Annotated in this window: 16 protein-coding genes and 2 pseudogenes; 4 read left to right on the top strand and 14 right to left on the bottom strand. The window is 73.9% G+C overall.

Translation table 11 applies throughout. The features are described 5' to 3' along the window. Positions 1–12 precede the first annotated feature (12 nt). From H958_RS0129475 to H958_RS0129430, 11 genes and pseudogenes are all read right to left on the bottom strand, one after another. The gene (locus tag H958_RS0129475; RefSeq protein ID WP_081686382.1) at positions 13–1,047 is read right to left on the bottom strand and encodes an aminoglycoside phosphotransferase family protein; all 1,035 of its coding nucleotides are present in this window, start codon (positions 1,045–1,047) and stop codon (positions 13–15) included. Continuing rightward, positions 1,029–2,342, bottom strand: a complete 1,314-nt coding sequence (locus tag H958_RS0129470) for a phosphotransferase (protein WP_028061301.1) — start codon at positions 2,340–2,342, stop codon at positions 1,029–1,031. The genes H958_RS0129475 and H958_RS0129470 overlap by 19 nt, the downstream gene beginning before the upstream one ends. Beyond that, positions 2,339–3,538, bottom strand: a complete 1,200-nt coding sequence (locus tag H958_RS0129465; protein ID WP_028061300.1) for a glycosyltransferase family 4 protein — start codon at positions 3,536–3,538, stop codon at positions 2,339–2,341. The genes H958_RS0129470 and H958_RS0129465 overlap by 4 nt, the downstream gene beginning before the upstream one ends. Next, positions 3,513–4,796 (bottom strand): glycosyltransferase family 4 protein, encoded by a 1,284-nt coding sequence (locus tag H958_RS41195; RefSeq protein ID WP_051324947.1) that lies wholly within the window; start codon positions 4,794–4,796, stop codon positions 3,513–3,515. Before H958_RS41195 ends, H958_RS0129465 begins: the two co-directional genes overlap by 26 nt. A 1-nt stretch (position 4,797) precedes the next feature. Beyond that, complete coding sequence (locus H958_RS0129455; protein ID WP_028061299.1) at positions 4,798–5,997, bottom strand: glycosyltransferase family protein; 1,200 nt, start codon at positions 5,995–5,997, stop codon at positions 4,798–4,800. 25 nt (positions 5,998–6,022) lie between these two features. Then, on the bottom strand, positions 6,023–7,090 hold the full coding sequence (gene sat / locus H958_RS41190; RefSeq protein ID WP_051324946.1) for a sulfate adenylyltransferase: 1,068 nt from the start codon (positions 7,088–7,090) through the stop codon (positions 6,023–6,025). After that, a complete protein-coding gene (cysC, locus tag H958_RS49280; RefSeq protein ID WP_028061298.1) occupies positions 7,087–7,596 on the bottom strand; it encodes an adenylyl-sulfate kinase in 510 nt (169 codons plus the stop codon). The genes sat and cysC overlap by 4 nt, the downstream gene beginning before the upstream one ends. A gap of 240 nt (positions 7,597–7,836) precedes the next feature. Continuing rightward, positions 7,837–8,550, bottom strand: a pseudogene (locus H958_RS49275) (sulfotransferase); the annotation flags it as partial. Positions 8,551–8,924: 374 nt separating this feature from the next. Continuing rightward, positions 8,925–10,274 (bottom strand): hypothetical protein, encoded by a 1,350-nt coding sequence (locus tag H958_RS0129440; protein ID WP_028061297.1) that lies wholly within the window; start codon positions 10,272–10,274, stop codon positions 8,925–8,927. Further along, positions 10,274–11,677 (bottom strand): hypothetical protein, encoded by a 1,404-nt coding sequence (locus H958_RS0129435; RefSeq protein ID WP_156028388.1) that lies wholly within the window; start codon positions 11,675–11,677, stop codon positions 10,274–10,276. Before H958_RS0129435 ends, H958_RS0129440 begins: the two co-directional genes overlap by 1 nt. Positions 11,678–11,712: 35 nt before the next feature. Continuing rightward, positions 11,713–13,068, bottom strand: coding sequence for a hypothetical protein (locus tag H958_RS0129430; protein WP_156028387.1), 1,356 nt, complete (start codon positions 13,066–13,068; stop codon positions 11,713–11,715). A gap of 209 nt (positions 13,069–13,277) precedes the next feature. Here H958_RS0129430 and H958_RS0129425 point away from each other — a divergent pair, with 209 nt between their 5' ends. Then, a complete protein-coding gene (locus H958_RS0129425) occupies positions 13,278–14,519 on the top strand; it encodes a glycosyltransferase (RefSeq protein WP_051324945.1) in 1,242 nt (413 codons plus the stop codon). An 80-nt stretch (positions 14,520–14,599) separates the two neighbouring features. Here H958_RS0129425 and H958_RS0129420 read toward each other — a convergent pair. Beyond that, positions 14,600–14,944 (bottom strand): annotated as a pseudogene (locus H958_RS0129420) (thiamine pyrophosphate-dependent enzyme); the annotation flags it as partial. A 77-nt stretch (positions 14,945–15,021) separates the two neighbouring features. Between H958_RS0129420 and H958_RS41185 the strand changes: the two are divergent. Beyond that, positions 15,022–15,825, top strand: a complete 804-nt coding sequence (locus H958_RS41185; protein ID WP_051324944.1) for an aspartate aminotransferase family protein — start codon at positions 15,022–15,024, stop codon at positions 15,823–15,825. On the opposite strand, the gene H958_RS0129410 is transcribed toward H958_RS41185, so the two are convergent. Beyond that, the gene (locus H958_RS0129410) at positions 15,822–16,103 is read right to left on the bottom strand and encodes a hypothetical protein (RefSeq protein ID WP_028061292.1); all 282 of its coding nucleotides are present in this window, start codon (positions 16,101–16,103) and stop codon (positions 15,822–15,824) included. The genes H958_RS41185 and H958_RS0129410 overlap by 4 nt on opposite strands. Positions 16,104–16,235: 132 nt before the next feature. Between H958_RS0129410 and H958_RS0129405 the strand changes: the two genes are divergently transcribed. Next, positions 16,236–17,087 carry a sugar phosphate isomerase/epimerase family protein gene (locus H958_RS0129405; protein ID WP_028061291.1) on the top strand — a complete coding sequence of 284 codons (852 nt, stop codon included), beginning with the start codon at positions 16,236–16,238 and terminating at the stop codon, positions 17,085–17,087. A gap of 433 nt (positions 17,088–17,520) precedes the next feature. On the opposite strand, the gene H958_RS41180 is transcribed toward H958_RS0129405, so the two are convergent. After that, positions 17,521–18,960 carry an MFS transporter gene (locus H958_RS41180; protein ID WP_037411567.1) on the bottom strand — a complete coding sequence of 480 codons (1,440 nt, stop codon included), beginning with the start codon at positions 18,958–18,960 and terminating at the stop codon, positions 17,521–17,523. A 72-nt stretch (positions 18,961–19,032) separates the two neighbouring features. On the opposite strand from H958_RS41180, the gene H958_RS0129395 reads away from it, so the two are divergent. Then, a complete protein-coding gene (locus H958_RS0129395) occupies positions 19,033–19,860 on the top strand; it encodes a sigma-70 family RNA polymerase sigma factor (RefSeq protein ID WP_028061290.1) in 828 nt (275 codons plus the stop codon). The last annotated feature ends 2 nt before the right edge of the window (positions 19,861–19,862 follow it).

Here is a 19,862-nt window from a genome sequence, read left to right as displayed (position 1 = left end):
CGGCGCCGGCGTTCAATGCGTGGGAACCCGTCGCCGAAGCCCCGCGCTCCGCACGGCGAGGTCCGCGTAGTCGGCGACGCGTTGCCGCCAGTCGCCGCTCTGGCGCGCGACCTCGATCGAGGCCAGCTTGAGGTGGGTGTAGCTCCTGAAGAACGTGAGGCGGGGCCGCACATCCGCCGGCCCCGATCCGAGGTAGCACTCGAGGAATCGTGCTCCCGCATCCGCGAAGCGGTCCGGGTCGGCTGCGCGGCGGTAGCCAAGCGCTTCCAGGTGCGCCAGGAAGTGGCCGACGTCCAGCGCAGGATCGCCGATGCTGAGCGAGTCGAAGTCGATGACGCCGATCCGGTCCGGCTGCCACAGCACATGGGCGTAGTAGAAGTCGCGGTGGATCATCGTGGACGCGCATCCGCCGGGGCCTGCGCCAATGCGATGGAGCTGGTCCCTCACCCGGTCCATGCGGGCGCGCCGGGGCGAGGAGAGGTGGGGGGCGACCACGGTGCACGCTTGGTCGACCTTGTCGAGCTCGTGAGCACGCGACTTCTCCTTCAAGCCCGGCACCGGGCAGGCGCGGTGCAGATTCGCCAGCCACCGCGCGCTGAGCGACAGCGGCGTTTCGCCCCTACCAGCGAGGAGCGGGTGGCGAAGGTCATCGCCGTCGAGATCCTCCTGCAGCGCCATGCCGAGCTCCGGCACGACTCCGAGCGATTCGGGGATCGTGGACGCGTCCGCGCCGGCGAAGGCCTCGGACCTCAGCGCGGCCATGAAGCCGTGGATCCGCGCCGCGAGGACCCGCCGCCTGTAGAGCTTCGCGATCACCGCGCGAGATCCGCCGGCGAGCCCGTCCGACCTGACCACGTATCTGATCGTGCACCGCTGGGCGGCCTTGTGGCTGAGGACCTCCGTGGTCAGCGCGGCGGCCGGAAGATCGGCGCCGGGCAGGCCGACCAATCGCGCGAGCGCTTCGAGCATGAGGTCGGGCCGCCACGCCTCTCGAAGCGTGGGAAGGCCCGGATCCTCGACCGGACCCGCTAGGCCGCCTGTAGGCATTCGGCCGCCTCCTCGAGCAGCAGATAGGGCAGCAGCGACGGCGCCCCTGGCGGCGGGCGGCAGGGCCTGCAGAAGCTGTGCAGTCCGCCCCGCAACAGCACGATGCCCTGGTGCAGGCGCGCTCGGGTGGCCAGTCCGGCACTCGGGCGTTCGGCGAGGTAGCAGTCGAGGAAGTGGCTTGCAAGCTCCCGCAGCTCACCCCGGCCGGTGGCGGCGGCGTCGTCGTGGAGGCTGGCCATGAAGTACCCCACGTCGGCGGCCGGGTCGCCGTAGCCGGCGCTGTCGACGTCGACGATCGACACCTGGTCCCCGTCGAGCAGCAGCTGCCGGGGTGCGTAGGCACCATGCACCAGCGTGCGCGGCGGGGAACTGGATGCGAGCGCCGGCGGCACCACCTCGAGGAGCATCTCCACGCGCTCGACCAGGCAAGGGGCGATGCATCGAAGCCGGCGCGCAAGCCTGCGGACCTCGTCCAGCTTGGGCGGCGGTGAGGGAAGGTCGGGCGGCGCGAGGTCATGAAGCGCGGCCAGCAGGCGGGCGGCGGCCGCGACCGCCTGCCGGCCGCCGCTTCCCGGCGTCGCCCCCGACAGCACCCGGTCCAGCGGCGTACCGGCAAGGCGCTCCATGAGCACGAGGTCGCGGTCCGCGACGTAGCGCAGCGGCGCCGGCACGGCGACCCCGCGGCCGCGGCTCACCGCGTGAACCGCGTTCAGCGCCGTCCACGCCTGCACTGCCTTGCCGTGGCGGGCGAAGAGCTTGCCGATCACCTCGCCGCCACCTGACGGGTACCCGAGGACCGCGCGACGGTGCGGGACATAGCGCAGGACCGTCACATCGGCGCGGCTGCCGTGGATCGCCGGCATGACCGCGCCGACCTCTGCCGGCTCGAGGGCCCACGGCAGGGACGGCAGCTTGAAGTCCATGGGAAAGAGCTCGACGAGATATCCACCGTCCTCCACCAAGACGGCGGCGGGCGTCATCGCCGTCCCGCCCGCGGCCATGGATGCGTAGCGATCGCGGTAGGCCTCACGCAGCACGTTGTCGCGGCGGATCGTGACGACGGCGTGCCGCGACTCGTGCGGGCGGTCGCCGCCGATCGTGAGTAGGACGACGCAGTCCCGGCCCGGCGAGTAGAACACGTTCTCGATGACCACCGAGTCGGTGGTCTGGGCCGCCAACGCGACCTGCACGCAGCGCTGCGCCGCGTCGGGCGACGTCGCGAGCTCGATGAGGGCGCGCTCGGGCTCGTCGAGCGGAATCCCTGGGGCGAGTGAAGGGCCTCCGCCGTGGGTCATGGCGCCGCCGGCATCCCGATCAGCGCCTGCGAGAGCTCGACGATGCGCCGAGCGTTCTGCTCCCACGTCCGTGAACCGTCCACCCGGGCGCGGGCCGCGGCAGCCATGCGCATGCCGCCGTCCGGCGCGGTCAGGATCGACGCGATCCTCTCCGCGAGGTCGTGCGCGTCCCCAGGCTCGTACAGGAGCCCGCTCTCGCCATCGTCCAGCACCTCCTCGACCTGGCCGATCCGAGCGCCGACGATCGGCTTGGCCATCGCCATCGCCTCGTAGAGCTTAAGCGGCGAGAAGTACTGCTCCGGCGCCTGCACGTAGGGGACGACGACGACGTCCATCGCCGCCATGTGCGCCGGCACCTCGTCATGGGGCACCGCGCCGGCCCAGGCCACATGCCGTTCCGCCGGCAGCAGCGTCCCGGTCAGCCGGCCATCGCCCACGATCAGGAGACGGACATCGGGATCTCGCCGGTGCAGCAGCCTGGCGGCGGAGACCAGCGTTCCGAGATCGTGCCAGGGCCTGAGGCTGCCGACGAATCCGATCACCCGCTTCCCGACCAGCCGGTGGCGGCGGCGGACGGCCTCCCCGGAGACGCCGGGCCGGAAGCGCGCCGGGTCGGCGCCGTTGGGCAGCAGCACGATCCGCTCGCGGGGCACGCCCACGCCGCGCACGTAGCGCTCCATCGCCCTCGAGATCACGATCACGGCGTCCGCACCGCTCAGGACGCGGCGCTCGAGCTCGCCCGCGGTCCGCCTCAGGGTCAGCTTGCGGTAGCGGACCTGCTCGTCCACGAGCGGGGCGTTCGCCTCGAGCAGGAACGGGACGCCGAGCTCCCGCGCGAGCTCGAGCCCGGCGTAGGAGAACAGCGCATAGCGCTCGTAGATGACGTCCGGCCGGAAGGCGGCCGCGCGCATCAACTCCTCGCGCAGGCACTCCGAGTACAACAGGGTCCGGACCTCGCCGATCACGTGGTTCCAGGGCGTATCCGCGCTCTCCTCGGCCATGAGGCGCACCACGTCGCCCACGGTGCCGGAGAGCGGCATCGCGCCTGAGGGATCGCCCGCGGCACCCGGGGCGTAGAGCTCGACCGAGTGCCCCATCGCGCGCAGCGCGCGAACGGTCTCCTGCACGTGGATGGAGCAACCGACGGTGCCGGCGACCGGGACGCCGAAGTCACAGCACAAGTACGCGATCCGCATCCCGGTCTCCTGGCGCCGGCAGCCCCAGGCTCTCGCCGAAGCGGCGATGGAGCTCGCGGACGCTGTGGCGAACGTCGAAGCACCGCTCCGCCTTGACGCGAGCCGCCACGCCGTAGCGCACGCGGAGGTCGCCGCGGTCGATGAGACGCTCGATCGCATCGGCAAGCTGCGCCGCGCTCCCCGGCTCGACCAGGATCCCGTTCTCGCCGTCGTCGACGATCTCGGGGATGCCGGTCAGGCGCGAGGCGACCACCGGCGTGCCGCAGCCGAACGCCTCGAGGAGGACCGTCGGCAACGCGTCCCGGTTGCCGTCCGAGCCGACGACCGCCGGCATCGCCACGACCTCCGCACGGCGGTAGTACGGGGCGAGCTCCTCCTGCGACCGCGGTCCGACGAGGTCGACCACGCCGTCGAGGCCGAGCCCGTGGATCTGATTCTCGAGCTCTCCGCGGAGCACGCCGTCGCCGACGATCTCGCAACGGACGTGCCGGCCGCGCCGGCGCAGGATCGAGCACGCGTCGATGAGATGGCGAAACCCCTTCTTCTCGATCAGCCGTCCCACAGCCACGACGAGCCCTGGCTCCCGCGGCACGGTCACGTCCGGCACGAACTTGCCGAGATCGACGCCGTTGTGGAGCGTCGTGACCTTTCCGTCGCCGGCGCCGAGCCGCTGCGACAGGTAGCGCTCGTTGTGCCGGCTCACCGTGACCGCGAAGCGCGCGTGGTCGGTCTTCTCGCGCAGCAGCCTGAAATCGACGTCGTCGCCATAGATGTCGCGGGCGTGCGCGGTGAAGCTGTACGGCGTGCCGGTGAGCATGCCGGCGAGCATCGCCACCCGCGTCGCGCCGTGCGAGAAGTGGGCGTGCAGATGACCGACGTCGCTGTCGAGCAGCAGGCGAGCGAGGCAACCGGCCTGCAGGAACCTGCGCCACGTGTCCGGGTTGCGCTCGCGCATGGTGTGCCCCAGGACGTAGCGCGCCGTCGCGCGGTAGAGATCCGACTCTCTGCGCCGCAGCTCGCGATGCGCCGACAGCACGCGGCGCGGATTGCGCTGCAACGGGTCGGGCAGGTAGGTCACCGGTGCGCGGATCAGACGCAGGTACGCGTGGCCGACCGGCGCCGGCGGCCTGCGATAGGAGTAGATCCGCACCGCGAGCCCCTGCCGCTCGAGCTCGAGGATCTCGTTGGCGATGAACGTCTCCGAGGTCTGGGGGAACATCCGCAGGACGTAGCCGACGGCGGTTCGCCGCTGCGCCATGTCAGATCACCTCCGCCGGGGACGCCAGCGGCCTGGCCGCGCGCCCGCCGCCGGCTTCGGCCCAGCCGCAGAGCAGGACGCTGGCGCGCTGGGCGCCGTCCATGGGTGGCAGGCCCGCCACGTCGGGGATGCCGTCGTCGTGGAGCAGGCGCGCGAGCTCCTCGGCGAGCGCGTCGGGCGTGAGGTCCCGCGGGTCGAGCGTGCGAATCAAGCTGCGCTCCGCGAACAGGCGGCTGCGCATCCGTTGTTCCGCGCTAGGTCCGCGGCGAGGCACGACCAGCGCTCGCTTGCGGGCGCGCAGTGCCTCGCAGAGGCTGTTGTAGCCGCCCATCATCAGCACCGACGATGCGCGCCGGAGCCAGTCCATGGAGTCCTGGACACCAGTCTCCACCCGGATGCGCTGCGACTTCGAGCGGGCGAGCAGGGTGTCGCGCTCGCGCCGGGGCATGTTCGGCCCGGTGAGGATGACGGCGGCATGATCCATGCCGACGCGCATCATCGGCAGTGCGTCGAGGAACGTCTCCTCCAGGCGGAACGCGTCGGCTCCCCCGCCGCCCATCACCAGCAGGACCGGGTCGTCCTCGCCCGCCGGCCGCGGCGCCGAGGGCACCTCGCCGAGGGCGTAGTTGCAGAACACGACCGGTTCCGCGAACGGGCTCAGCCCGTAGGCCTCGTCGGCGTTGAAGATCTCCTTGCAGCCGAAGATCAGGACGCCGTCGTAGCAGCGCAGGTACTCGTAGGCCCCGAGGTGCGTCCACACCGCCCGCACGACGGCGGGGTCGTCGAGGATGTCGCGGAGGCTGAGGAAGAGCTTGGGCCGGCGCCTGCGTTCCGTGATGCGATCGAGCATCGGCTTGAGCTCGCCGAGCGCCCCGACGGGCATGTGGTCGACGAGGACCGTGTCCGGCCTGAACGTGCGGTAGGCCTCGAGAATCAGCTTGGCGCGGAGCGCGATGACCTGCTCGACGCCCATCGGCAGCGTCCCGTTGCGCCAGTCGGACCTTCCTGTCTTGACGATCGTCGGCAGCTTGAGATAGTCGACGTTGGGGATCTGGTCGAACGGCGGCGTCGCGGGGGAATCCGACACGATCAGTACGCCGCAGTCCGGCTCTTGGCGGACGATCTCGCGCGCCACGCTCGACGTGCGTCGCAGATGGCCGAGCCCCATCCCGTCCTGGCTGTAGATGAGCAGGCGCCTCACGGTGCGCGTCCTTGCAGAGCGTCCATCAGACCTCGATCCGCTCGCGCGCATAGGCCTGAGAGAGCACGTCGGCGACCTCGGCTCGGGTGAACTCCTCCGGCGGGCGCTCGCCGCGGCTCAGCATCTCGCGAAGCCGCGTGCCCGAGAGCGCGATGCGCTCTTGCGGTGCCGCGGGCGACGTCTTCGTCGTGGCCATGCCGCCCGTGATCGGGCACCAGAAGGCATGCTCGAAGAACAGTGGCTCGATGCCGAGCTCGCCGGGAACGAACGCGTCGAAGATGGCGTGGGCGTCATACGTGCCGTAGTAGGTCCCGACGCCGGCGTGATCGCGTCCGACGATGAAATGGGTGCAGCCGTAGTTGCGTCGCACGAGCGCGTGGAACACCGCCTCGCGCGGGCCCGCGTAGCGCATCGCCGCCGGGTTGACGCCGAGGAGGACTCGGTCGGCCGGGTAGTAGCGGCGCAGCAGCACCTCGTAGCACTGCATGCGCACCTCGGGCGGGATGTCGTCGGCCTTCGTCTCGCCCACGATGGGGTGGACGAAGAGTCCGTCGACGATCTCGAGCGCCGCCTTGGTCAGGTACTCGTGCGCGCGGTGGATGGGGTTGCGGGTCTGGAAGCCCACCACGGTGCGCCAGCCCCGCTCGGTGAAGGCCGCCCGGGCGTCCGCCGGGCTGAGCACGTACGGCGCGACCGCCGGGAGGTGGCGTGGCATCGCGGCGACGAGCGGGCGGCCGGCGAGCGTCCGAGCCGGTTCGCTCAGCAACGCGGCGACGCCCGGATGCGCCGTGTCCGTCGTCCGGTAGACCAGCTCCGCCTCGCGGAGGAGGTCGCGCTCGTAGACCTCGTCGACAAGCAGGGTTCCCAGCCGAGTGCCCTCCGCGCCGATGAGCATGAACGCGTCGCCGACCTCGCCGTACTCGCAGGCGAGCGTGACCGGTATCGGCCATGGTTGACCGCCGGCAAGGCGCATCGTCTCGACGACCGAGCGCCAGTCGGCCTCGCCCATGAAGCCGCTGAGCGGCGCGTAGCCGCCGTTGGCGAGCAACTCGACATCCGCGGACTGGCGCGCGCTGAGCTGGAGCCGTTTCATGGGAAGGTCCGGGGGTCGAGGTGGTGGAGCAGGGTCGCGGCAGAGCTCTCGGGCGTCTGGTGCTCGGTGTTCAGCACGACCTCGGGATGGGTCGGCGGCTCGTACGGGTCCGACACGCCGGTGAGGTGCGCGATCTCGCCCGCGCGCGCCTTGGCATAAAGGCCCTTGACGTCGCGCGACGCGCACACCGACACCGGGGCGTGTACGTGTACCTCGATGAAGCGCTCTCCGATCAGCGCGCGGGCCTCGTCGCGAACCGCCCTATACGGGGAGATCGCCGCCACGATCACGATCACGCCGTTGCGCGACAGGAGGTCGGCGACGTAGGCGATGCGCCGGATGTTCGTGTCGCGGTCCTCCTTCGAGAAGCCGAGGCCCTGGGAGAGGTTGCGTCTGACCACGTCTCCGTCGAGCACCTCGACGTTCCGGCCGCGCTTGCGCAACTGGCGCTCGACGAGACGCGCCACGGTCGACTTGCCCGCGCTGGGCAGTCCGGTCAGCCACAGCGTGCGACCGGCCGGCGGGCGCGGCGCGGCTGCGGGAAGCGGTCGCCCGTCGAACCCGTCGCGCGGCTCGGCGGCCCTTGCGGTCTGCGCCGCTCGAGGCGCTCGGCGCGCGTAGCCGAGCTCGTCGAGGAGATCGCCCGCCACCGCCTCCCAGCGCGCGACGTCCGCGGAGCTGAGTGGTGGACTCCGGTCGACGTGATGGTCGGGCCGCGGGACGCGGACCATCGCTTCGTCGAACGGGACGCCGAGGAAGGCGCAGAGCGCCGAGCAGACGGCATGGGGCGAGCGCGCGAGCTCCTCGAAGCGGATCTCCCGGTAGCGCTCGGGGCCGAGCAGGATGCCGGCCTCGCGTGCGCAGCGCACGTGGAACTCCCACCAGAGCGCGGAGGTCGCCACCGGATCGCCCGCCCAGCTTCCGAGCGCCGGCATGTGGCGCGCGGCCCAAGCGGGGTCGATCGCGGCATGCGCCAGCTCGCGTCCGTCGCGGATCAGGTGGATGGCGCGCGTCTGCGGCCACAGCGCCGCGAGCCGCAGCAGGTCCGGCGCCATACCCACCGCGTCGGCGACGGCCAGCGGCTTGCCGCGGCCGGCGGCGTGACGGTCGAACATCGAGCTCACGAAGTCGGCGTAGGACGTCGTGAGCGTGGCGCCGAGCTCGTCGGCGGACAGCGGTTCGTCGCCGCGCGGGTCCACGATCCGCTGCAGCAGTGCGGGACGAATCATCCCGTCGGGGCCGACCGCCTCGCGATCGTCCGGCATCGTCGTCAGCCAGCCCATTCGCGGCGCGACCGCGATGTGCTGATGACCGTCGAGGAGCCGCGCCAGCTCCGACGCCCCGGATTGCGGGCCGGCGACGATCAGGGCGAGCGGATTGCGGACATGCGACGACCGCGGCTCCCCGGTCCCCTGGCGATGCGTCGCAAGCGCCCGGTCCTCAACGCTGCGTGATCCCATGACTCAACCTCACGAAGGCACGCGATCCGTCGATGCCCGGCGCTCCGCCGATCGCGCTCGGCACGGCAAGCGACCTCTGCCGCTGCGGCGCCATCGGCGCGCGCACCATCGCACGCGGCACCGCGGTGCCGCGACCCTGCTCTGCCTGGGAGTCGATCAAGACTCCCCCCTCTCGTCTCTCTCCGGCTGAACCGCGGGCGACTGAGGAGCTCCCCACCCCTCACCGGCGGCGTCTCGGTCACGCTAACCGCGAACGCTGAGGGTGGGATTAACACGGACGACGACGATGCGCACAGCCCGACCGGTGGTCTGATCCCGAACTGAGGACGTGCGCGCATCGCTCCGCACGGACCTCTTGCCTCGTTCCCGCGAGATCAGCGGACGTCCGCTTGCACGCCCCAGGCCGCCAGCTCCTCGGCCACGCGCTGCCGCAAGGTCCCTCCGGGGCCCCAGCGGGCGGAGTCCGCGATGACGCCGAGCGTCGCGTGCGTGCGGTCGCGGCCCATGCAGATCGTGAGGTCGGTCAGCATCGGGCCGGCGAGCGGGTAGACGACGCGTGCGTTGTAGCGGCCGAGCTGCGCGACGTGCGCCGGGATCGGGCCGACGTTAGACGCGACGCCGTCGACGTCGGCCTGCACGCGCGCCGCGACGCGGTGCGTGATCGCGCTCGGCAGCAGATCCATCGCGTCCACCGTTCCGGACGGCCGCGGCGAGCGGGCGCGGGACCTGGCGACGGCCACGCGCCGCAGCGCCTGCCAGGTCGCCTCGCTCACGTCGTCGAGCCGGTCGTGGCCCGGCGAGCGGCCGGACAGCTCGACGATCGCCGCCGTCGCGGTGTTGGTGGCCGCGCCGTGCGACCAGTCGCCGCCTCCTTTGCGCCGCGAGCGCATGTCGACGGGTACGAGCACGCGCAGCGGGCGCTCGTCGAGCTCGCCGCGCGCGTGCCGGGCGAGCCGGAGCAGGTTGGCGAGCACCGCGATCAGCAGCGTGTTCCCCGCGCCCCTGAGCGCCCGCGCCCGCTCCTCCCAGGCCTCGGCATCCATGCGCGCGAGCGCGACGACGCGGCGCTGGGAGCGCGCCCCCACGCTGCGGTCGCGCCGTCCCAGCGCGGCGAGCGCCGGCCGCAGCCCCGCCAGCTCGCCGTGGGGTGTGCGCCAGCGGGGCAGCGCGACCTCGCGGCCCAGCCGCGCGCTGCCCGCCACGCCCTGGCGCACGCGCGCGATCACGTCGCCGAGCTCGTCGATCGCCCGCACGTCGGCCGGCGCCGGCGCAGGCGGCGGCTCCGGGGGCGGCGCGAAGGCCGTCTCGAGAATCGAGCGCCCGTCGCCGTACGCGTGGTGCAGCCAGGTGAGGACGACGGTCCCGCCGTCGCCGTTGGGGAGCGCCGCGAGCCGCCAGCCCGCGTCGCGCGACGGGTCGGGATGCATGCTGACCTCGTCGTCGAGCAGCGCCGACAGCTCCGCCGCGCCGAGCGCCTGCGGCTCGATGCGCAGCGGCGGGAGGTCGCTCACCGGCCGCCAGCGCGCCCGCGCGCCCGGGATCCGCGGCGCGACGACGCGCCGGCCGAACCCTCGAGGGTTGGCGGCCAGCTGCTCCGCGTAGGCCGCGAGCGCGTTGTGCGCGACCTCCTCCTCGAAGAGCCGCACCACGCCCACGCACGGCGGGTGGCGGAACCGGCTCGCGGCGACGTACATCGCGGCGTGGCCGTCGAGCGGCACGTTCATCACCACACCGCCCCCTCGATGCCCCACGAGGAGAGCTCCTCGGCGAGCCAGCCGCGCAGGTCGGCGGCCGGACCCAGCCGCAGCGGATCGGTGACGACCGTCACGGCGACCCGGTCGCGATAGCGGATCAGCGCGGTGATCGCCTCGTTGCCGATCGGGAAGCCGAGCATCGCCATGTCGTCCGCGACGTGGTCGCCCAGGTGCAGCGTCGCCGGCGGGATCGAGCCGACGTTGGACGCGCAGCCGTCGAAGCGCAGCGCCGCTCGCGCGGCCGCGCGGAACGTCAGCGCCTCGGGCAGCAGCCGCATCGCGTCGCCCGCGCCGCGGACCGCCGGGACGTTGCCGCTGTCGGCGATGAACGCGGCCTTCATGCGGGCCCGCAGCGCGCGCAGGTCGCCGTGCGCCGGCGCGCCGCCCTCCACGACGATCTCCGCCGTCGTCATGGCCGGCGCCGGTCCGGACGAGCGCTCCACGATCCGCGCGACCTCGCGATCGGTCAGGTCGACCGGGAGCAGCAGCCGCAGCGTCCGCCCGGCGGGGCCGCCCCGGGCCATGCGCGCCCGCCGCAGGAGGTTCGCGGCGACCGCCGCGAGCAGCGTGTTGCCCGTCCCGCCGCGCGCCATCGCGGCGTCGTCCCACGCCGAGGCCGGCGGCGTGGCGATCGCCGCCACGCGCAGGTTCGACGGCGGGCGGCGCGTCCGGTCGCGCCCGCGTGGCGGGCGGATGGCCCGGCCGTCACGCTCGCGGCCCGCCGCCCGCACCGCGTCCGGGAGCGCGCCGGCCAGCCGCGCCGCGCCGCGCAGGCCCAGGCCCACGCGCTCGGCCACGCCGCGCGCCTCGCGCCAGACCGTGAAGTCGTTCGCCGCCGAGAACCGCGTCTCGGTCGTGCCGACGGTCGGGTCGAACCGGTCGTCGCCGTAGAGCGCGCGCAGGATGCCGCCGCCCGTCCCGAACAGGTGGTGCGCGACGACCAGCACGGCCGTCCCGCCGTCGGCGGTCGGGGCGGCGGCCATGCGCCAGCCGGCGTCGTGCTCCGGATCGAGCGGTACCCCGAGCTCGCGATCCAGCCATGCGGCGAGTGCATCGGGTCCCGTGAGCGGGCGCGGCGCGATCGCGACGGCCGGCGCGATCCGCTCCTGGCGCCAGCGATGGCGGCCGCCGGGCAGGCGCGGCGGCACGATCCGCCGCCCCAGCCCATACGGCGTGGCGGCCAGCCGCCGTGCCTCGGCGGCGAGCTCCGGCCCGCCGATCGCGTCCGGGAAGCGCAGCAGCCACGCCATGTGCGGCAGGACCGGCCCGACGCGCCCCGCGCGCAGGGCGAGGCTGCCCCAGTCGACGAGCGGGATCTCGGCCTTCGGATCGGCCTGCACGCCGGCGTGTGGCGCGGGAGCGGTGGGTGTCATCGTCGTCATTCGAGAGTCCAATCGGTCGCGGACGGTCACAGCGCGGTCGTGGGCAGGTCCCAGGCCGCAAGCTCCTCGGCGAGCCGCTCCTGGAGCGGCGGCCCGCCGCCGAGGCGGCTCGGATCGGCGACGGCGCCGAGGGTGACGTCGCCGTCCTGGCGGCCGAACGCGATCGCGAGATCGGTCCCCAGTGGGAACGCCATCAGGAACGCGTCGCTCGCCACGTGCTCGCCGATCCGCCGGATCCCCGGCGGGAGCGCGCCGACGTTGGACACGGCGCCGTCGTAGCGGGCGTGGACGCCGAACATCACGCGCGCGGCGATCGCGTCCGGGAGCAGCTTCAGCGCGTCGACCACGCCAGGGGCGACCGGCACGCGCCCCGTGGCCTTGATCTGCCGCACCGCGGCGTCGATCGCGCGCTGCAGCTCGGCGCGGACCGGCGTGAGCTCGCCGTGGTCCGGCGCGCCGCCGGCCAGCTCGACCGAGGCGCTGGTGAGCCGGACCGGCCCGACGGTCGCGGCCGCCTGTGGCGTCTCGCTGCGGTCGGCCAGGTCGACCGGGACGATCAGGCGCAGCGGCCGGTCCGTCTTGCCGCCGCGCGCGCGGCGAGCGGCGCGCAGCAGGTTTGCGGCGACGGCGACCTGCAGCGCCGTGCGTGTGCCGCCGTTGCGCCTGGCCGCCTTCGCCCAGGCCGCGGCGTCCACGCGCAGCGTCGCGCCGACGCGCCGGGCCGAGGGGCGCCCGCGGCTGGAGTCGCGGTCGCGCAGTGCCGCGACCGGCTTGCCGAGATCGGCGAGCGCGCCGTACGGGTCGCGGCGCATCGGCGCGAGCGCGACCTCGCGGCCGAGGCGCAGTACGCCCAGCGTCCCGCGGCCGAATCGGCTGCCCACGTCGAGCAGCTCGCGCTTCACGTCATACGACCGCCCCGAGTCGCCGTTCTCGTGCTCGACCAGCTCCCCGCCGTAGAGCGTCGTGGCGAGGTCGCGGCCGGTGCCGAACAGGTGGTTGAGCGTCAGCGCCACCACCGTCGCCCCCTCGGCGTCGCGCGTCGCCGCCAGCCGCCAGCCGGCGTCGTCCTGCGGGTCGTGCCGGACGCTCAGCTCGTCGGCCAGCCACCGATCCAGCGAGCGCGCGTCCTCGCACGGCGGCGCGAGCGCGACCGGCGGCGGGTCCGGCGCCGGGACCCAGCGCGGGCGCGCGCCCGGCACGCGCGGCGGCGCCAGGCGGCGCCCCAGTCCGTACGGGGAGGCGAGCCGGCGCGCTTCGGCACCCAGCTCGGCGGCGGTCAGCCCCTCGGGGAAGCGCAGCACCAACCCCATGTTCGGCAGCACAGTCGAACGTCGGCTTGCGTGCAGCATCAAAGAGCCGAACTCGACCAGCGCAATGTTCATCCAGCGACCCCTGTCTCGTTGACGCTCTGACCACGACAGGGTCACGAGCGTGACATTTTCCGTCAGTTCACAGGTTCGCTACTGACGGCGCCACCCGTCACCTGTGACTTCCCCATGGAGAGTAAGCTACCGCGGGCTTCTGATGGGGAATTTCGGTTATGCGTCTGACATTTGTGTCATTTGGATCGCGTGGTGACATCGAGCCGTTCGTGACGCTCGGGCGAGCGCTCGTGCAAGCGGGTCACCAGGTCCGCCTGCTCACCCACGCGGAGCACCTCCGGCTGGCGGAGGGATCGGGCGTGGAGGTCGCCGTCGCCCGCGGCCGCGGCGTCCGCGAGCTGATGGAGAGCGACGAAGGCCGAGACGCGCTGCGCCGCACGCGCAACCCGCTCGCGCTGCTGCGACGGATCGCCGACCTGTTCGCCCCCGAGTTGCACCTCATCTACGAGGACACGCTGCGCGCCGCCGACGGCGCCGACGCGCTGCTGGCCTTCCCCGCCACCTTCCCGGCGCTCGACGTCGCCCGCCACCTCGGCCGGCCGGTCGTCCACGTGCACCACGTGCCGGCGGTGCCGACGCGCAGCTTCCCCGTCCCCGCCCCGTACATCTCGGCGCCGACGCTCACGCCGCTGGGCAACCGCGCCTCCTATGCGCTCGACGCCGGCGTCCTGTGGTGGCTGACCCGCGGCGCGCTGACCCGCGTGCGCGGCACCGTGCTGGGCCCGCGGTACGCGGGCGCGCCCCGCGCGCGCGAGGCGCTGGCGCAGCGCCGGCGGCGCGCGGGAGCGGTCGTCGGCGTGAGCCCCCACGTGCTCCCGCGGCCGCGCGACTGGCCGGCGGACGTCGTGGCCTGCGGCTACTGGTGGGCGGGCGGGAAGGGCTGGGGGCCGCTGCCGCCGGCGACGGAGGCGTTCCTCGCGGACGGTCCCCCGCCTGTGTTCGTCGGGCTGGGATCGACGCCCGTCCCCGATGCCCGCGCGACCACCTTCGAGCTCACGGCGGCGGCGCGCGACGCCGGCGTGCGGCTGATCCTGCAGCGCGGCTGGGCCGGGCTCGGCGAAGGCGGCGGCGACGACGCCGGCGTGCACGTGATCGGCGACGTGGCCTACGACGCGCTCTTCCCGCGCGTCGCCGCGGTCGCGCACCACGGCGGCGCCGGAACGACGGCGCTGGGCCTGCGCCACGGCCGCCCGACGCTGTGCATGCCGGCGATGGCCGACCAGTTCTTCTGGGGCCACCGGGTCGCGGCGCTCGGCGCGGGTCCCGCGCCGCTCGCCGTCGGGCGGCTCCGGCGCGGCCGGCTGGCCTCGCGGCTCACCGCGCTGGTGGAGACGGAACGGTTCCGGGCACGGGCGTCCGGCATCGCCGATGCGCTGGCCGGTGAGGACGGGTGTGCGGTGGCAGTCGCCGCCGTCGAACGGTTCTTGAGCCGCCCGCCGAGAGCAGAGTGACGGAACCGGTTAACGGTGTGACTGATGCTGACTCCCGGTGCGAACCTGAGTCACTTTGACTATTTGTCGCAGTGCGAACGTCAGCGCAGCCGGCGCGCCGCGCGGCGGCGATCGCGCGCGGCGGTGATCCGCCGCCTCACCTCCGGCTCGTGTGCGATCTCCGGCACGCCGAGGTCCCAGAAGGCACCGGAGTCCGGCACGTCGCCGTCGGCGGTCGGGCAGTGGATCACGGTGGTGGCGCCGCCGGCGCGCGCGGCGGCCAGCGCGGCCTCGAGGCCTGCCGCGTCCTCGGCACGGACGCCCCGGCAGCCGAGGGCCTGGGCGAGCATCGCGTAGTCGGCCGGCGCGCGGGCCCCGTCCGGCACGGTGAAGCGGTTGCCGACGCTCACTCCCGTCGCTTCGCGCGCCAGGCCGTCGATCGATCCGAACCCCCGATTACGTCCTCCGGAACGTCCTGAGCGCCCCCGAGAAGGTCGGGCGGCGCGACCCGCACTCCGCCGGCATGCTCGACGCCGCCGTCGACGCGACGCTCGTCTGCCGCTACAACGACCTCGAGGACGTGCGGGCGACGCTGGAGCGGCACGCGGGCGAGGTCGCCGCGATCATCGTCGAGCCCGTCGCGCACAACTCGCCGGGACTGCTCCCCCGCCCCGGCTTCCTCGACGGCCTGCGCCGCCTGTGCGACGAGGCCGGCGCGCTGCTGATCTTCGATGAGGTCATCACCGGCTTCCGGCACGGGGTCGGCGGCTACCAGGCGATCGCCGGCGTGCGGCCGGACGTGACGACGTTGGGCAAGGCGATCGCCAACGGCTTCCCGCTCGCCGCGATCACCGGGCGCGCCGAGTACCTCGAGCGCTTCAACACCACCGACACCGGCGACGTCCACTTCGGCGGGACCTACAACGGCAACGCGGTCGCCGTCGAGGCGGGCCTGGCGACGATCGAGCAGCTCGAGGACGGGCGCGTGCACGAGCACCTGTTCTCGCTCGGCGAGCGCATGCGGGCGGGCCTTGCCGAGGTCGCCGCGCGGGTCGGCGTCCCGGCCGTGGTGGGCGGGTTCGGCTCGCTGTTCGTGCTGTGCTTCATGGACGGCCCGCTGGAGAGCTACGACGACGTCCTGCGCAACGATGACGCGCTGTTCGGCCGCTACCGGCGCGAGCTGATCGCGCGCGGCGTGTTCGAGATGCCCGAGAGCCTGGGGCGCAGCCACATCAGCGCGGCGCACACGACGGAGGACATCGACCGCTCGCTGGAGGCGGCCGAGGACGCGCTGCGCGCCGCCGTCGACGGGCTCGCGCGACGCTAGAGCCCCAGCGGCCACAGCGCCTCGACCGCGAGCACGGCGGGCGCCGCGAAGAGCCGCCCGGCGCGCCGGACCAGCAGGCCGGCGCGCTCGAGCCCAGCGGCCGCCGCCTCGACCTGCGCGGCGGCGAGGTCGAGCGTCGACGCGAGCTCGGCGACGCTCTCGCCGCCCACCGGCGGATCGACCGCCAGCTCCAGCAGGAGCCGCCGCTGGTGATCGAACTCGGCCGTGCCGGGGCGCGCGACGCCGTCAGGCCGGCCGGCGATACGGTGCAGATGCATGGGAGTGCCGCCTCCTGTGCCGGCCCCGGGGACGTTGGCGCGTCCGCCGGGGCACTCTCTTTGATCGGGTGTCCGGAACGCTACCGGGGGGAGCGGACGGCGCGGCGTGGCGAGAGGTGATTCAATCACCGCATGTCTTGCATCCGCCTGGCCGGCGGCCCGGTGTCCTGGGGCGTCGACTTCGCCGGTGACGCCGCCAATCCGCCCTACGCGGACGTCCTGGACGGGATCGCGGGCGCCGGGCTGGACTGGCTCGAGCTCGGGCCCGTCGGCTACCTCCCGCCCGCGGCGCCCGCCGAGCGCGGGCTGAACGCGGTCGGGACGTTCGTGTTCGACGACTTCCACCGCCCGGAGGCCGCCGGCGCCGTGCTCGCGGCCGCGGACGCGGCGCTCGACGCGATCGCGGCCGCCGGGGGCGAGGTGCTCGTCCTGATCGACCGGCCCTCGCAGGCGCGCGTCGCGACCGCCGGCCGCAGCGAGGCCGCGCCGCGGCTCGGCCCGTGGGACGCGATGGTCGAGACGCTGCGCCGCGCCGCCCGCCGCGCCGCCGCCCGGGGCATCCGCGCCGTCGTCCACCCGCATTCCGGCGGCTACGTCGAGTTCGAGGACGAGATCGAGCGGCTGCTCGCGGACGCGCCCGAGCTCGGCCTGTGCCTGGACACCGGCCACGCTCTGTACGCGGGGATCCACCCCGGCGCGCTGATCCGCCGCCACGCGGCCCGCCTACAGCATCTGCACCTCAAGGACGTCGCGCCCGCCGTGCTCGAGCGCCGGCTCGGCTTCTGGGACGCCGTCCGCGCCGGCGTCTTCTGCCCCGTCGGCGACGGGCTGCTCGACCTCGCCGCCACCCGGCGGGCGCTCGCCGATGCCGGCTACGCGGGGTTCGCGACCGTCGAGCAGGACCGCCGCCCCGATTCCCCCGGCGACCCGGTCGCGGACCTGCGCCGCAGCGTCCGCCGGCTGCGCGCGGCCGGGATCGGATGAGGTGGTGAGCCCTCGTGGGATCCACATGGCCCGGCGCGCTCCGGAGCCCCGGCAGCGGCGCCCGGCGCGCGGAACCCAGTCCTGCCGCTGATCCGGAGATCGCGGAAATCGCAGCCCCGCCGCGCCGCGGCGGGCCCCGGGTACGGCCAGCCCTACCCCACTGGGCGCTGGCCGTACCCCAAGACGCCAGTTCTCCCATCCCCCGCTGGGACGCCTGCGGTGACAGAGTTCCGCTTGTCGCAGCCGCCTGACCAACGGAACGACAGAAACCCCCCAAGCCAGACGCAAGGAACCTCCTCTCCTCCACGCGTAGACCCTCACGTCGTCAGCGAACTGCCTTCACTCCCTAAACGGAGACCGCAGCCGCTCCACGACATGGCTTGAGACCCCCCGAAGCCTCCGCCTGACCAGCGGGGGCTTCGCCCTTTAAGAGCTAAGCGGCCTCCATCCCGACGGCGCCGGCCGCCTCCCCGCGCGTGTTGGTCGCGCGCAGCGCGATCAGGGCCGCGGCCACGATCGTGAGGCTGCACGCGAGCAGCGCGCGCTGGACGCCGGAGGCGAGCGCGTCGGGCGCGCCGGCGCCGCCTGCGATCAGGTGGTTCGTCCGCGCGGTGGCGACGGCCGAGAAGATCGCGAGCCCGAGCGCGGCGCCGAGCTGCTGGGAGGTGTTCAGCAGCGCCGCGGCGAGCCCCGCCTTGTCGGCCGGCACGCCCGCGTTGGCCGCGGTCGTGACGGCGACGAACACCGAGCCCAGGCCGAAGGAGGCGATCATCAGCCCGGGCAGCAGGTCGCTCGCGTACGAGCCGCCGACCGGGGCTCGCGAGAGCAGGTAGATGCCGAGCGCCGCGAGCAGCGCGCCGGCCACGATCACCGGCCGCGTGCCCGTCCGGGCCAGCAGCTGGGACGCGATGCCGGCGGCGATGCCGACGCCCCCGCACAGCGGCAGGTAGGCCGCGCCCGCCTGGATCTGCGAGTAGCCGAGCACGCCCTGCATGTGGAGCGTGAGGAAGAAGAACATCGACACCATGCCGGCGATGCCGATCAGCTGGGTCGCGTTGGCCGCGCCGAGCCCGTCGATGCGGAAGATCTCCAGGGGCGCGAGCGGCGCCTTCGCGCGCTGCTCGTTGACCACGAACGCGGCCAGCAGCACCAGGGCGCCGGCCAGGCCGCCGACGGTGCGCAGCGAGCCCCAGCCCGCATCCGGCGCCTCGACCAGCGTGTAGACGAGCGCGAGCATGCCGGCGGTGACGAGGAACGCGCCGCGGGCGTCGAAGCCGGTGCGCGCGGAGCGCCGCCGCTCGCCGGGGATGAGCCGGAACGCCGCGACCAGCACGATCGCGCAGACCGGCAGGTTGACGAACATCACCCAGCGCCAGCCCGGGCCCTCCGACAGCACGCCGCCGAGGAACACGCCGGCCGCCGAGGCCAGGCCCGCCATCCCGCCCCAGACGCCGAGCGCCTTGTGGCGATCCGGACCCTCCTGGAAGGTCGTCGTGAGGATCGAGAGCGCCGCCGGCAGCATCAGGGCGGCTCCGGCGCCCTGGAACAGCCGCGCGGCGACCAGCACGCCGGCGCTCCACGCAAGCCCGCCGATCAAGGACGAGAGCGCGAACAGCGACGTGCCGGCGAGCAGCACCCGGCGGCGGCCGAGCAGGTCGCCCGCCCTCCCGCCGAGCAGCATGAAGCCGCCGTAGGTGAGCAGGTAGCCGCTCGGGACCCATTGCAAGGTCTGCACGGAGAAGCCGAGGTCCCTGCGGATCGTGGGGAGCGCGACGTTGACGATCGAGGCGTCGATGAAGTCGAGGAAGGCGACGAGGCAGAGCAGCGCGAGCGTGAGCCTGCCGCGGCGCGATGCCAGAGGAGTGGGCTGCATGCCCCACGTGACGGATGCGTGCGCCACGATGTGACCGCGTCACATTCCCGCGGCGCGCTCCGTCATCGACATATGCCCCACGAGACCGTGCACGCCGAGCAGTTCGAGCAGCACCGCCCGCGGCTGCAGGCCGTCGCCTACCGGATGCTCGGATCGGTCGGCGAGGCCGAGGACGCCGTCCAGGAGGCGTGGCTGCGGCTGAGCCGCTCCGACGCCGACGCGATCGGCAACCTCGGCGGCTGGCTGACCACCGTGGTCGGGCGCGTGTGCATCGACATGCTGCGCGCCCGCCAGGCGCGCCACGAGGCCCACATGCCGGAGCCGATCGTGATCGCCGACGAACGCGAGGACCCCGAGCAGGAGGCGCTGCTCGCCGACTCGGTGGGCCTGGCGCTGCTCGTCGTGCTGGAGACGCTGACGCCCGCCGAGCGGCTCGCGTTCGTCCTGCACGACATGTTCGCGGTGCCGTTCGACGAGATCGCGCCGCTGGTGGACCGCTCACCCGCCGCGGCGCGCCAGCTCGCGAGCCGCGCGCGCCGGCGCGTCCGCGGCGCGGCGCCGGCGCCGGATGCGGACTTCACGCGCCGGCGCGAGATCGTCGCGGCGTTCCTCGCCGCCTCGCGGGCGGGCGACTTCGAGGCGCTCGTCGCCGTGCTCGCCCCCGATGCGGTGTTCCGGATCGACGGGCGCCACGTCGCCACGGGCACGGCGGACGTGGCCCGCGTGGCGTCGATCAACGGGCCGCGCTTCGCGCCCGGCTGCCGGCTCGGCATGGTCAACGGCGCGCCCGGCATCGTGGTCGACGGCCCGGAGGGAACCGCGGCGGTCGCCGGCTTCACGATCGCGGGCGGCCGGATCGCGACGATCGACCTGATCAGGCTCGGCCACCCGCCCGCCTGAGC

Source organism: Candidatus Solirubrobacter pratensis (assembly GCF_000425945.1).
GTDB classification, from domain to species: Bacteria; Actinomycetota; Thermoleophilia; order Solirubrobacterales; family Solirubrobacteraceae; genus Solirubrobacter; species Solirubrobacter pratensis.
This window is presented reverse-complemented; position numbering and strand designations above follow the sequence as displayed.